The sequence below is a fragment of the Bacillus sp. NTK071 genome (assembly GCF_017303315.1).
Lineage (GTDB): Bacteria > Bacillota > Bacilli > Bacillales > Guptibacillaceae > Guptibacillus.
The window spans coordinates 51,413-65,433 of the sequence record NZ_JAFKOI010000001.1; the positions used below are offsets into that span (position 1 = coordinate 51,413).

Below are 14,021 nucleotides of genomic sequence, written 5' to 3' on the forward strand. Positions count from 1 at the left end.
ATTGCAAGGGAATAGGGGAGTATCGAATGAGGTGATGGAAGATGGATTACGATGTCATGATTATAGGGGGAGGCATATCTGGTCTCACACTCGCTGTTAAGTTAGGACAAAATAATGTAAAGACGCTTTTAGTAGAAAAGGACAAAAAGAGCGGACTAATTTACAAAGGCGAGTTGCTTCAACCTAAGAGTCTTGAAATTCTGGATCGAATAAATATGCTTGAGCAAGTGAAGGCGAATGGATTTAGCTTACCATCTATTCAATTCTATGAATATGATCAAAAAGCTGATCAGACGATGACTCAGCTTAGCACTAACGAATTTCGATATGACCTTATTGATTCGCCTTATAATACGTCGCTTATGATTCCACATGAAAAATTGAAAGAGCTTCTATTCATGGAAGCTTCCAAATATGAATCAGTTGATTATATTCAACCTGCTAAATTTACGGGTTTCACAAATGATGATCCTCAAAATAAAAAAGCGATCATTCAAACGAAAGAAGGCGAGCGTAATATTCATGCCTCTTTCTATATTGGAGCAGAAGGTAGAGCATCTCCTACAAGAACAGCGATGAAAGTAGAAATGAAAAACACAAAGTATAATCATCACTTTTTAACCGTTTCATTCCCACGACCTAATTCGCTTAATCAGTCTACAATTATAACAACACAGAACAAATTTGTTGGATTGTTTCCTCTTCCAAATAATGAAGTTCGTAGTGTGCTATTAATTAAACCTGGCGAGTTTAAAACAATGCGTGAAGAGGGGCTTGAGTCATTCTATCGAGCATACTGCGAATTGATGCCTGAGCTTGAAGGATATGTGCATCAGATTGATACGTGGAAGAAAATCCAACTAATGATTCCGGTAAGACATAATGTATCTAGCTATGTGAAAGACAATATGATTTTAACCGGTGATGCCGCACACAGTGTGCATCCTATGGCAGGTGAGGGAATGAATCTTGCAATCCAGGATTCGGATGTTCTAGGAGAGCTTCTGTGTTGGATGTTCAAGACGAATCAAACAGAATGGTCACATTTAGAATGGTACGAAAAAGTTAGAAAGCCGAGAGCGGAATATGTATCAAGGCTCAGTCATCAGGCTGCGTTGCTATATTCTTTCCCTTATCGTGCATTTCAGAAGCTTAGAGTAAAAGGTGTAAAGCAAACGGAACACTCGCCTACCTTACATTATAAACAAATGCTGAATACTTCGGGATTGGGAATATGGAAATTTAATTTATTGGATCGTATGAAACAGGCAGGACTATTACCTGCAAAATCAGGACGTGAAAAAATTACTGAAAAGCAAAAAAAGAAGATTATGTTTACAACTTATGATGATTATCCATGGTATCGCAAATGAGACGGGAGGAAACAAAATGAAGGAATTGAAGAAGATTTGGCGTGCAAGGAAATGGATGAAAAGCAATGAACCTTTTCTTTATGCCTGGCATGCACATGTTGGTTATGTTCACGATTTATTTGATGAATTTGAGGAAGGAACAACCGTCTCTGCTGTTGCGAAGAAGAGAGATATGAATGAACTTCTTTTAACAAGGTGGGCAGACGTTGGCATAGCAATCGATCATTTGAAGCTCGATAAGTATGGCAAAATTCGTTCAAAGAAGCATATGGTTGAATCTATTTCCAAGAACAGTGATCAGTCTGTCGGAATTCTTTTAAAAGAAATGATGGAGTTACATATTCCGATTCTCCTTTCTTATCCAGATTTATTGAACAGTGAAGATCACGCCTCATATCAGGATGAAGATTACGGTGGAACGGTTGCTGCAACGTCAAGCTTCATTGAAAGGTTTGCTTTTCCTAAAATTCATAAGTGTATTAAGAAAACGAATGCAAAATCAGTTATTGATTTTGGGGCAGGCTATGCAGGGTACCTTTCACGTATTGGGGCAAAGCTCGAGGATATGAAGCTAGTAGGAATTGAAAAGAACAAATCGGTTTGTCTTGAGGCAGAAGAAAACATTCACTTTCCATTAAAATCGTCAATTTCGCTATATCCAGACGATATGATGACATGGAAATGGGATGGAGATCCTTTCGATGTTGCCATGATGAACAATCTACTCTACTATTTTGCGCCTGAGGATCGCTATCGCTTATTCGAAAAAGCGCATGAAGTAACAGGGGAGAATGGGAATCTTATCGTCATTACACCATTACATGAGTCGAAGCATGGACTTGCATTTTCAGCAGCATTTAATAGTTTCATGAGTGCTCATGATAACCTGTTTCCGTTACCTAACCGTGCTGAAATGATAAGCCTTGCGTCTGAAACAGGATTTAAATTAAAGGAAATGAAGCCGGTTGTGAAAGAAGGAGCATGGTATTTCATGCGATTTCAAAAAGCCTGAAACCCTCTATATGGGTTTTAGGCTTTTTTTGTATAAGTCTAATTGGCAACGCAGGAAGAGATAAAATAATGCACAAAAAGTGGGCGGAAGCATAAAGTGAAAAGAGAGTATTGATTGGGGGGAGAGCTTTTGTGTGGCATAACAGGATGGGTTGATTGGAAACGGGATTTGACGGGAGAAAAGAAAGTTCTCCAAAAGATGGCCAATACGTTATCAAAACGCGGTCCGGATGCCTCTAATTGCTGGGTTCAAGGGCATTGCGGGTTTGGGCATACGCGTTTAATTGTCGTTGATCCAGCTGGTGGAGGTCAACCGATGACGCGAAAACATCGTGAGAAAAGCTATACTATTTGTTATAACGGAGAATTATACAATACAGAAGATTTAAGGAAAATTCTGCTTGGCAAAGGATATACGTTCCAATCACATTCAGATACAGAAGTTCTAGTAACGTCTTATGTTGAGTGGGGGGAGGCTTGTGTTGATCACTTAAATGGTATCTTTGCATTTGCGATCTGGGATGAAGATCGTTTGTTTCTGGCACGAGACCGACTGGGGGTCAAACCATTATTCTATCGAAATAGCGGCAGCTCCTTTCAATTTGGTTCTGAGCTTAAAGCTATTCTTGCCCATCCTGATGTGAAAACTGAAATTGATAGGGAAGGCTTACAAGAAATATTCGGGCTTGGACCTTCAAGAACACCAGGTCATGGTGTTTTCCGTGGTATTCATGAGCTACGCCCGGGGTTTGCAATGAAATTTGATCGTAATGGTCTAAAGAAATGGCGCTATTGGAACGTAAGAAGCGAAGAGCATACCGATAATTTGGATACAACAGTTGAAACAGTAAGTGAGCTATTAAAGGATGCAATTAAGAGGCAGCTCGTGGCTGATGTTCCTGTTTGTACATTTTTATCTGGTGGAGTGGATTCGAGCGCGATTACGTCTGTTGCTCAAACCGCATTTAAAAATGAGGGCAAAGGAACACTGCGCTCGTTTTCAGTAGATTATGTTGATAATGATAAGTTCTTCGAAAGCAGTGAATTCCAACCAAATGCTGACGCGCCATGGATTAAGAAAGTATCCGCAGAACTTGCTACAGATCATACGAACTGTGTGATTGATACGGATCAGCTCGTACATCATTTAAAAGAAACGATACAATGTCGTGATCTTCCAGGTATGGCAGATGTGGATTCTTCGCTCCTGTGGTTCTCAAAGGAAATTAAAAAACATGCTACCGTTGCACTTTCTGGTGAGTGTGCGGATGAAATATTTGGCGGCTACCCATGGTTTCATAAACCCGAGCTCCTTGATCAAGAACAGTTCCCTTGGATGCGTTCAACCCTTGAACGTCAGGCTATGTTAAGGGAAGATGTTCGAAATAAGTTAAAACTTGAACAATATGTAACAGCTAGGTATCGAGAGTCTATTAATGAAACGCCTCGTCTAGATGGGGAAGGTGAAATAGAAGCCAAAAGACGAGCGCTCTTTTATTTGAATTTAAACTGGTTTATGACAACGTTACTTGAACGGAAAGACAGAATGAGCATGGGAGCAAGTCTTGAGGTCAGGGTTCCTTTTTCAGACCATCGAATTATTGAATATGTGTGGAATGTGCCATGGGATATGAAAATGCTTGATGGAAGGGAGAAAGGTTTGCTTCGGAGAGCGATGACAGGGACGCTATCTCATGATGTGCTTTACCGAAAGAAAAGTCCTTATCCCAAAACCTATCACCCTGCCTATACGAAGGCTGTATCAACCTGGCTGCAGCAAACGCTTGATAAAAAGCAAGCGCCTCTACATGATCTTATTGATCGTCAAGTTGTTCAGGACATTATTGATTCAGAAGGGAAGGCCTTCAAGGTACCGTGGTTTGGTCAGCTAATGGCTGGGCCACAGCTAATCGCACACCTCGCTCAAATCAATTATTGGATGGAACAAAAAGGTGTAAATATTGTTGATTAACAAAAGAACCGAAGCTATGAAACTCGCTTCGGTTCTTTTATTTCCCGTTCCTACAGAAAACTATTATCTACGTTTCATAACGCTCAAAAAGAAGCTCCTGGTAGGTATCTGCTTTCTCAGGATTAAACCGATATTATGTCATATCCAAATGGCTCAAGACTAAGCGTACTGTCTGTTGTGATTCTGTTTCTGAATAGACTTCTTGCATCACTAGAAAAATGAGGAATTTCAATTGTTGCGTTTTTTTCAGAACTGTTTATAAGGAATAACAATGTTTCGGTATTTGTTTCCTTCATATATTGAATAACACCATCTTTTGCTGAAACAAAATGAAATGATCCGCTATTTCCGAATGCTGAATGAGATTTACGTAGTGAGATAAGCTTCTTTAGAAAATTGAACAATTCAGTGTCCTGCTTCTCTTTATCCCAGATCATACACTCACGACAGCCAGGATCTGCACCACCTTGCATGCCGATTTCGTCACCGTAATAAATACACGGTGTACCAGGGAATGAGAATTGTAGCATATACATAAGCTTTACAAGCTCTTTCCGTTCATTTGCGAGCGTGAGCATACGAGGTGTGTCATGACTTCCTAATAAGTTGAAGGCAACTTCATTCACGTTATCTGGATACGAATGGAGTAGAGATGTTAGGCGATCGGCCATTGTTTCAACTGTAATCGTTCCATGTGCAAAATGGTCTAGTAGAGCAGATGTCATCGGATAATTCATAACTGCATCGAATTGATCCCCTTGAAGCCATGGCATGGAGTCGTGCCATATTTCCCCTAGAATATATAGCTCTGGCTTAATTTGTTTCACTGTTCTTCTGAAATCTCTCCAAAACTGGTGATCGATTTCGTTGGCAACATCGAGTCGCCATCCATCAATATCAAATTCTTCTACCCAATACTTACCAACTTGAAGTAAATACTCTTTCACTTCAGGATTTGCAGTGTTTAATTTAGGCATTGATGCTTCGAAAGCAAATGTATCATAGGAAGGTAACGTCTTCGTTTCGATTGGGAATGAACGAACATGGAACCAATCCTTGTATCTAGAACCTTCACCGTTTTTCAATAAATCTTGAAATGGTTCGAAATAATACCCGCTATGGTTGAAAACTGCATCAAGCATAACTTTAATACCTCGTTCATGGCATGCTTTAATCAATTGCTTAAACGTTTCTTTATCACCAAACTGTGAATCGATTTCTAAATAATCGATCGTATCATATTTATGATTCGATTTTGCTTTGAAGATAGGTGTGAAATAAATCCCGTTCACCCCAAGGTCAGTGAGGTGATCAAGATGGTCAATAACCCCCTGAAAATCTCCGCCGAAGAAATTATCTCTTGCAGGAGGATACTTTCCCCACGGCAGTACTCCAGCAGGGTCTAGCGAAGAATCCCCATTCGCGAATCGTTCCGGAAAAATTTGATACCAGACTGTTTCTTTCACCCATTCAGGTGCTTTAAAAACATCAATTTCATTCATAAAAGGAAAGCTAAAGTAATCGTTTGTATCAACTGGCTGCTCAGTTAAAAAGCCTTTTTCGGTATATACGACCGATTCGGTTTGATCTTCTAAATAGAAGCCATATCTCAAGCGCCGATATGGAGGTTTTACAGAAATTGTCCAGTAATCAAAAAGGTCATCTGAACCAGTTAGAGACATCTCTTTTTTATAATATTGCCAGGCGTTGTCTTTCCAATCATATGGATCACCAAAAATCAAGAAGACATTCAATGTATCGTCTTTTTTTGTTCTTAAGCGTAAATGTAGGGTTGTGGAGTCGTAGGCATAAGCATAATTGTTCTTAGGGCGGTGGTAGATCGCTTCTTTCTGCATCATTCGTAACCTCCATGTGCAATCGTTTGCATATTAAGTTTAGAAATTATCTGTTCACATTCTTTAGCATTCAATCTAACGTTTCTGCAACTTCTTTCTATATAAATGTAGAAGATAATAGAGCGGCAGTCAAACTATAAACCAAACAAAAATTAATATTTTGAAAAAATGCAAAAAAACTTTGTGCAAACGGTTGCGAAAATTTCGGGGGCATGTATAATAAGTTATAGAAAGCTAGTGCAATCGTTTTCATTAACGGAATGAAAGCGCTTGTATCGCTATCGCAAATTAAGAGGGGGTTAACACATGAAACGTTTTTTCGCCTTATTTCTAACACTGGTTCTTGCGATTGGTGTCCTTGCAGCATGCGGACCGCAAAATAACCAAAGTTCTTCTAACAGCAACGAGGGAAGTAGCTCAGGCGACGATGCAAACAAACCTGAGAAGCTAGTTGTATGGGAAGATACAGATAAAGCAGTTGCACTTGAACCTGCCATTGCGAGTTTCGAAGAAGAGTATGGTATTAAAGTAGAATTTAAAGAACTTGGTATGGCTGACGAAATTAGAGAGCAAATCCGTCTCGACGGTCCAGCCGGTACTGGTCCTGACGTTATTACACTTCCACACGATCAGATTGGACAAGCTGCAGTTGAAGGTCTTATCTCTCCAATTGAAGTAGAACAATCTGTCGTTGATACATTTACTGAATCTTCTATTCAAGCAGAGAGCTATGAAGGGAAGCTTTATGGACTTCCAAAGGCTACTGAAACACCAGTTTTTATTTATAACAAAGAGTTGATGGACGAAGCTCCAGAAACAATGGATGAAGTCTATGATTTTGCTACAGATTTCACAAAAGACAAGAACTATGGTTTCCTTGCGCTTTGGGATAACTTCTATTTTGCAAACGCTGTACTAGCTGGTTATGGCGGTTATGTGTTTGAGCGTACGGATGATGGTCTTGATCCGCAGAACCTTGGTTTAAACAATGAAGGCGCTGTAGAAGGTACAGAGTATATCCAGAAATGGTATGACGAGAAACTATTCCCTAAAGGACTTATCGGTGAGAATGGTGGATCTTCAATGGATGGTCTCTTTAACGAAGGGAAAGCTGCGTCAGTAATGAATGGACCATGGTCTTTCCAGGGCTATAAAGATGCGGGTATCGAAATTGGTGTTGCTCCAATGCCTAAGCTTCCTAACGGAGAGAATTTCCAAACATTTATTGGTGTTAAAGGCTGGCACGTAAGTAATTTCTCAGAGAACAAAGAATGGGCTACTAAGCTAGTAGAATGGATTTCCAATGCTGAGAACGGTAAAATCCGTTTTGAGAAAACAGGAGAAATTCCTCCAGTTAAGTCTCTTATTGAAGATCCAATTATTGCTGACAATGAAGCAGCGAACGCAGTTGCAGTTCAATCATCATACGGTGTTCCAATGCCAAACATTCCTGAAATGGCAGAAGTTTGGGAGCCTGCAGCATCAGCACTTCAACTTGTAGCTACTGGTAAGCAAGAGCCTAAAGCAGCACTTGATGAAGCTACTAAAACAATTAAGTCTCAGATTGAACAGAACCACAGCAACTAGATTCTTGAAAAATCAAAGCGGTACTTCGGAAACGGAGTACTGCTTCTCACTTTAGGGATAGAGGAGTGAGGGGAGAAAGGGGATTGCCATCACGATGGAGGCAACTGAACGTCAAACAAAGCATAGAAAAATAGCGCTCGCTTTATCTTTGATTCCTGGATTCGGTCAGTTCTACAACAAGCAACTACTCAAAGGATTAATGTTCTTTATACTAACGGTATCTTTTGCAGTTGCATTTGCTGACCTAATCAATATCGGGTTATGGGGCATCGTAACGCTCGGGGAAGAACTCCCAAGAGATCATTCGATCTTCCTATTAACACAGGGGATTATTGCTGTCCTAGTTATCCTGATAGGGCTGGTGATTTATTTCTTAAATCTTAGGGATGCGTACTTGAACGGAAGAAATCGTGATCTTGGCATTCCTCTTAATTCTGTAAGAGCGCAATACCGTAATGTAACTGAACAAGGTTTCCCGTACTTAATGTTAACACCAGGATTCTTCCTGTTAATCTTTGTTGTTATTTTTCCGATATTGTTTGTTATTTTACTATCGTTTACGAACTACGATCTCTATCATTCGCCTCCAGCGAACTTAGTTGACTGGATTGGCATTCAAAACTATATTGATATATTTAAACTTGATATTTGGCGTAATACATTTATCGATGTATTCTCATGGACGATCGTATGGACATTTGTAGCAACAACTGGACAAATTGCCATCGGTATTTTCCTAGCTGTCTTAATGAATCAAAAAGACCTTAAATTCAAAGGCATTTTCAGAACGATTTTTATTCTGCCATGGGCCGTGCCTGCGTTCGTTTCAATCCTTGTATTTGCTGGAATGTTTAATGAGACGTTTGGTGCGATTAATAACGACATCTTAGCTGCTTTCGGTATTGACGCCATTCCTTGGCTGACAGAACCATTTTGGACGAAGGTTGCTTTAATACTCATACAGTTCTGGCTTGGCTTCCCGTTCATTTTTGCAATGGTAACGGGTGTCCTACAATCCATTCCAGAAGAGCTATACGAAGCTGCAACAGTTGATGGTGCTAATATTTGGCAGAAGTTCAGAGGCATTACGCTTCCAATGATTCTTTTCGCAATTGCACCAATCTTGATTACACAATACACGTTTAACTTTAATAACTTTAACGTCATTTATTTATTCAATGGCGGGGGTCCTGCTGTATCAGGTCAAACTGCAGGTTCTACTGATATCTTGATTTCGTGGATATATAAACTAACATTTACATCCGCACAATATGGTAAAGCGGCTGCCATTACAATGATTCTTTCCGCTATCGTAATTGGTGTTGCATTGTGGCAGTTTAGAAGAACGAAATCATTCCAAGAAGAGGATATGATGTAATATGAGTCCAAAAATGCAAAACACAGTCCGTTTAACCCTGTCCTATATCGCTATTGCAATCGCATGTGTGATCATCTTATATCCTGTCTTATGGATTATCGGTTCATCATTTAATCCGGGAGATAGCTTATCAGGTTCATCGATTATTCCAAAGGATGCAACGCTTGAGCACTATAAGTCGTTATTTAATACGGCGGAAAGTGATTACCTTCTATGGTATTGGAACACGCTTAAGATTTGTATCATTACGATGGTACTTGCAGTAGCCATGATTTCTTGTATGGCTTATGCTTTCTCTCGTTACCGTTTCGTTGGTCGTAAGAATGGTTTAATGACGTTCCTTATCCTGCAAATGATTCCGAACTTTGCAGCACTAATTGCAATTTATGTGCTTGCATATGTTACTGGATTATTGGATACACACTTTGCTTTAATTCTTGTGTATGCTGGTGGTTTACTGCCGATGAATACATGGCTTGCAAAAGGGTATTTTGATACAATCCCGAAAGAGCTTGATGAATCAGCTCGAATAGATGGTGCAGGGCATTTTCGTATCTTCTGGCAAATCATCTTGCCACTTGCAAAACCAATTCTTGCAGTAGTGGCGTTGTTTAGCTTTATCACACCATTTACTGACTTTATTCTTGCACAAGTTATTTTAAGAAGTGAAGAGAAATTCACACTTGCTGTAGGGTTGTATAAAATGATCTCTGATCAGTTTGGTAATGAATTCACCACATTTGCTGCAGGATCCGTTCTTATCGCAATACCAATTTCTATTCTTTTCTTATCGCTACAACGTTTCTTTATCTCGGGCTTAACGGCTGGAGGAACGAAGGGATAAAATTTGTAAGAAGGAGAAAGAAGATTAAGAGGGAAGCGACTCTTGTTACTTCTTTCTCCTTTTTATATGTTCTATCATTCTGAAATGAGATCGTTTACAATTAAACATTGTGGATCATTATAGGGAAAGAGGCGCTCAGACTTATGTTAGAAAGCTTATTTCTAAAAAATTGTTGTTTTGAAGATTTTTGTATAGAAAACCACACTTCTCTAATTGGAGAGGAAATTAACCACTAATCTAAGTGCAACAATGCCTACGAAAAAAGCTTTTAGAAATTATGACTTAAGACTGTTAATATGTTAGAGCATTAGAAAGTGTAAGATAGGAGGGGTCCAAATGGCGGTAACGATCAAAGACGTGGCAAAACTCGCAAATGTTGCACCTTCAACAGTATCTCGTGTTATTGCGAACAATCCACGTATTAGTGAACAAACAAAAAGACGTGTTAGAGAAGCAATGGAGTATCTCGGTTATCATCCGAACTATAATGCACGGAGTTTAGCGAATAAAAGCACACAAACAATAGGTCTTGTGATGCCTAGTTCTGCAGATAAAGTTTTTCAAAATCCATTTTTCCCAGAGGTGCTTCGGGGCATTAGCACGAAAGCGCATGAAAAGGAATTTACCATCTATATGTCAACAGGTTCGAAGGAAGAAGATATATTAGAAGGTGTTATGGGTATGGTACATGGTCGACGGGTTGACGGAATTGTCATGCTTTACTCTCGAATCGACGATAAAATTATGAAATTCCTACAAGAGCAAAATTTCCCTTTCACAGTGATTGGAAAGCCGTTCGCTCTTCCTGACAACATTACACATGTAGATAATGATAACTACAGAGCAGCGAAAGATGTAACGGAGCATTTTATCAGTAAAGGACATGAGTGTATTGCATTCGTTGGTGGTAATTTAGATCTTGTTGTGACCGTCGACCGCTTGAGTGGGTATGAAAAAGCGCTTCGTGAAGCAGGAATTCCACATAATGATGATTATGTTGTGCATGAGGAGTTTCTTAAAGAAGGTGGACAGGAAGCTGTGATGGAATTGTTCTCCCTTCCAAAGCCGCCTACTGCTCTCGTCGTTGTAGATGATTTAATGGCGCTTGGCATTATGAGTAAGCTTGATGAGATGGGGCTTTCAGTACCAGAAGATGTTTCAATTATTAGCTTCAATAATGTGATGTTAGCAGAATACGCAAGCCCACCTTTAACGTCTGTTGACATTAACATCTTTCAGCTTGGTTATGAGGCAGTCAATTGTTTACTCGAGAAAATTGCAGACCCTGATACTGACAATAAACGGGTTTGTGTTCCACATAATGTAGTCGAACGCTGGACAGTGAGAACGCTTACTGAAAATGGAATAGAGAATGTCAAATAGCCATCCATAAGGGTGGCTTTTCGCTTATTCTTTATTATTTCTACTTAGCCACTCGAGAATCGGTTTAAAGGGTTGTTTGTCTCGTACTAGGTCGAAATTTGAAAAGGGATCTAAGGTACGTTTACTAACATACTTCATCGTATAATTTCTTGGTGTTAGAGTAGAAGTGAGCTCATCCCATTCAATTGGGGCTGCTATTAGCCCTTCTGTGTTACCTCGTGCTGAATAAGGTGCGATAATCGTTTTCCCTGCTGCATGCTGCACATAATCGATATAAAGACGTCCTTTCCTTTTTTCTTTCAGTCGCTCTGTTGTAAAAGAGTCAGGATCTACTTCGGTTAAGTAATTCGCGATAAAACGAGTGAAACGTTTTGTTTGATCATAGGAATAGGTTTTGTATGGAAGTGGGATATGAATTTGAATGCCCTTATTCCCTGAAAGCTTAATAAAGCCAATTAAATGAAGTTGGTCTAGAATGGTCTTGATTTGCTGAGCAGCTTTAATGGCTAAATGAAAATCATTTTTCGAAGGTGGATCGAGGTCGAAAACAATTTCAGATGGCTTTTCAGTGTCATAAGCGGAAAACGGCACATGGAACTCAATCGCTGCTTGGTTGCCGAGCCAAAGGAGGGTCTGTCGATCAGAACATACGATTTGATTATGGTCTCCATTTTGAACAGTCTTGATATAATAGGGCGCATACTCTGGGCAATTCCGCTGATAAAATGCTTCTCCATCTAATCCGTCAGGAAAACGTATGACAGTTAACGGTTTATTGTGCAATCCTCGGAGCATTAGTGGCGCAATTGTCGATAGATAGGTAAGATACTCTGCTTTTGTAATAGCAGACCAGAGCAATTTATCTGGATTCGTTATTCCAACTTCTATGTCATTAACGATGATTGTATGGTGTCCCACGTACATACCTCCCAGGAAGTTTGGAAACAGAATTGCTTAAAGCGAGGTTGTCTTAATTTCTCGTTATAGAGATCCAAATATTCCAGTTCCAACACAATCCTTGGTTGAACATATATAAATCCATTCGCTTCTTTCGTTTTATTCCGTTTTATCACTTCAAGTAACGCTTCTCTTTCTTCTGAAGAAAGCCCATGTGAGAAATGACCAACCTCATAAATTTCTCCTTCTCGTATAACTCCTGTATAGAAATACCCATTTGCTTTTTCGTAAGCGTAAAGGAAGACGAATGCGATTTTCCAATTCTTTACTTTAAGCCAGTTCTTCGTTCTTTTTCCTACTTTATATAAGCTGTCTATCTTTTTACAAACGACACCTTCGCCTTTATGACTATTAACTAGTTCAAAAAGGTTTTGTGCAGAGGCAGAAAAGGCGATCTCAATTAGTACATTTTGATCAGTGCCGTTATCTAAGAGATGATGTAGCTCTTTCTTCCTAGCTAGTAAAGGAGAGGATGTTAAGAGCGCTTCATCTTTTTTTAGGAGATCAAAACTGATGAATGATAAGTTATTTTCTTTCCGTTTATGAAGTGATTCAAAATCAGCTCTGTAGTTATTAGTAAGCATACAAATTTCCCCGTCCATGATACATGTATCAATCTCCTGCTTTTTAAGGAGAGAGAATAAATTGTCGTGTAATGTAGGGAAGCGACTGTTTAAATTATGACCGTTACGACTGGTTAGGAATAGAGCTTTTCCATCCCATTCTAGAATGGCACGGTATCCATCATATTTCACTTCATATATCCATTCATCCTCGTTAGTTGGAAATGAGTGGGAAAGCGTAGGAATCATAGGAAGCATTGAGCTGCTCATTTTGCGACTTTCTTCTTTTTAGGCGCTGCTTTTTTCTTTTTCTTTGGAGCTGATTTAGGTGGTGATGAATCGAGACTTGCTTGAAGAGCATCCATTAGATCAGCAACATTCTTCTTCGGTTTCTCTTCAACCACTTTAATTTCGTCACCCGATATTTTACTTTCAATTAATGCAAGCATGGCTTCTCGTCGCTCATCTTTGTAATTGGACGGTTCAAATTCTGTCGTTAGCTGTTCAATTAATTGCCTCGCTAATTTCTTTTCCTTCTCGCTTACTTCAAGTTCTTCTGGTAGATCAGGAACGTTGTCAATCGACCTTACTTCATCGGGAAAATACATTGTTTCTAACATGAGACCTTTACCATAAACACGAACAGCGGCCAAGTGCTGTTTAGAACGGATCGTAATCTTTGCAATGCCAATCCTTCCTGACTCTTCCATCGCTTGTTTAAGAAGCATGTAAGGTTTACTGCCATTATCATTTGGACCAATAAAATAGGACCTGTTAAAGTAAACAGGATCTACATCAGCTAATTCAATAAAGTCAACAATTTCAACGGACTTGCTTTTTTCGTGAGCCAGAGCTTCAATTTCATCTTTTTCCATAATGACATATTTACCTTCTTCGTATTCATACCCACGAACAATTTCCTCAGATTCAATTTCGCGATCACAATGAGGGCATTGTTTCTCATACTTAATCGGTGTATGACAGTCTTGGTGAAGATAACGCATCTTAATATCTTTATCCTCAGTTGCCGCATAAAGCTTAACGGGAATATTAACTAGCCCAAAACTAATCGCTCCCTTCCACATTGTATGCATGTT

General features: G+C 39.4%; 11 protein-coding genes. 7 read left to right on the forward strand and 4 right to left on the reverse strand.

From position 1 onward, the window contains the following. The first annotated feature begins 41 nt into the window (after window positions 1-41). The 3 genes from JI666_RS00260 to asnB all read left to right on the forward strand — a co-directional run bounded on the left by JI666_RS00260 (window position 42) and on the right by asnB (window position 4,356). Window positions 42-1,373: an FAD-dependent oxidoreductase gene (locus JI666_RS00260; protein WP_206887605.1), complete on the forward strand. Its 1,332-nt coding sequence runs from the start codon at window positions 42-44 to the stop codon at window positions 1,371-1,373. A 16-nt stretch (window positions 1,374-1,389) separates the two neighbouring features. Next, a complete protein-coding gene (locus JI666_RS00265; RefSeq protein ID WP_286170519.1) occupies window positions 1,390-2,385 on the forward strand; it encodes a class I SAM-dependent methyltransferase in 996 nt (331 codons plus the stop codon). A 129-nt stretch (window positions 2,386-2,514) separates the two neighbouring features. Next, a complete protein-coding gene (gene asnB / locus JI666_RS00270) occupies window positions 2,515-4,356 on the forward strand; it encodes an asparagine synthase (glutamine-hydrolyzing) (RefSeq protein WP_206887610.1) in 1,842 nt (613 codons plus the stop codon). A 122-nt stretch (window positions 4,357-4,478) separates the two neighbouring features. Here asnB and JI666_RS00275 read toward each other — a convergent pair whose 3' ends face one another. Beyond that, the gene (locus JI666_RS00275) at window positions 4,479-6,212 is read right to left on the reverse strand and encodes an alpha-glycosidase (RefSeq protein WP_206889227.1); all 1,734 of its coding nucleotides are present in this window, start codon (window positions 6,210-6,212) and stop codon (window positions 4,479-4,481) included. Between the two features lie 306 nt (window positions 6,213-6,518). Between JI666_RS00275 and JI666_RS00280 the strand changes: the two genes are divergently transcribed. From JI666_RS00280 to JI666_RS00295, 4 genes are all read left to right on the forward strand, one after another. Then, window positions 6,519-7,799, forward strand: a complete 1,281-nt coding sequence (locus JI666_RS00280) for an extracellular solute-binding protein (protein ID WP_206887614.1) — start codon at window positions 6,519-6,521, stop codon at window positions 7,797-7,799. A gap of 94 nt (window positions 7,800-7,893) precedes the next feature. Next, window positions 7,894-9,177: a carbohydrate ABC transporter permease gene (locus JI666_RS00285; protein ID WP_206887617.1), complete on the forward strand. Its 1,284-nt coding sequence runs from the start codon at window positions 7,894-7,896 to the stop codon at window positions 9,175-9,177. A gap of 1 nt (window position 9,178) precedes the next feature. Further along, window positions 9,179-10,021, forward strand: a complete 843-nt coding sequence (locus JI666_RS00290; RefSeq protein ID WP_206887620.1) for a sugar ABC transporter permease — start codon at window positions 9,179-9,181, stop codon at window positions 10,019-10,021. 336 nt (window positions 10,022-10,357) lie between these two features. After that, window positions 10,358-11,404, forward strand: coding sequence for a LacI family DNA-binding transcriptional regulator (locus tag JI666_RS00295; protein ID WP_206887623.1), 1,047 nt, complete (start codon window positions 10,358-10,360; stop codon window positions 11,402-11,404). 24 nt (window positions 11,405-11,428) lie between these two features. On the opposite strand, the gene ligD (JI666_RS00300) is transcribed toward JI666_RS00295, so the two are convergent. From ligD (JI666_RS00300) to ku, 3 genes are read right to left on the reverse strand one after another with little or no spacing between them, the layout of a single operon-like run. Then, entirely contained in the window at window positions 11,429-12,322 is an 894-nt protein-coding gene (ligD, locus tag JI666_RS00300; RefSeq protein WP_206887626.1) for a non-homologous end-joining DNA ligase, read from the reverse strand. Then, window positions 12,289-13,194: a non-homologous end-joining DNA ligase gene (gene ligD, locus JI666_RS00305; protein ID WP_206887628.1), complete on the reverse strand. Its 906-nt coding sequence runs from the start codon at window positions 13,192-13,194 to the stop codon at window positions 12,289-12,291. The genes ligD (JI666_RS00300) and ligD (JI666_RS00305) overlap by 34 nt, the downstream gene beginning before the upstream one ends. Next, a complete protein-coding gene (ku, locus tag JI666_RS00310) occupies window positions 13,191-14,018 on the reverse strand; it encodes a non-homologous end joining protein Ku (protein ID WP_206887631.1) in 828 nt (275 codons plus the stop codon). The genes ligD (JI666_RS00305) and ku overlap by 4 nt, the downstream gene beginning before the upstream one ends. Window positions 14,019-14,021: the final 3 nt, after the last annotated feature.

Bases quoted from the DNA above. Each gene is read 5' to 3' on its own strand.
- JI666_RS00280 (WP_206887614.1), top strand. From the start codon at position 6,519: ATGAAACGTTTTTTCGCCTTATTTCTAACACTGGTTCTTGCGATTGGT.
- JI666_RS00295 (WP_206887623.1), top strand. From the start codon at position 10,358: ATGGCGGTAACGATCAAAGACGTGGCAAAACTCGCAAATGTTGCACCT.
- ligD (WP_206887628.1), bottom strand. From the start codon at position 13,194: ATGAGCAGCTCAATGCTTCCTATGATTCCTACGCTTTCCCACTCATTT.
- JI666_RS00290 (WP_206887620.1), top strand. From the start codon at position 9,179: ATGAGTCCAAAAATGCAAAACACAGTCCGTTTAACCCTGTCCTATATC.
- JI666_RS00260 (WP_206887605.1), top strand. From the start codon at position 42: ATGGATTACGATGTCATGATTATAGGGGGAGGCATATCTGGTCTCACA.
- JI666_RS00285 (WP_206887617.1), top strand. From the start codon at position 7,894: ATGGAGGCAACTGAACGTCAAACAAAGCATAGAAAAATAGCGCTCGCT.
- JI666_RS00265 (WP_286170519.1), top strand. From the start codon at position 1,390: ATGAAGGAATTGAAGAAGATTTGGCGTGCAAGGAAATGGATGAAAAGC.
- ku (WP_206887631.1), bottom strand. From the start codon at position 14,018: ATGCATACAATGTGGAAGGGAGCGATTAGTTTTGGGCTAGTTAATATT.
- JI666_RS00275 (WP_206889227.1), bottom strand. From the start codon at position 6,212: ATGCAGAAAGAAGCGATCTACCACCGCCCTAAGAACAATTATGCTTAT.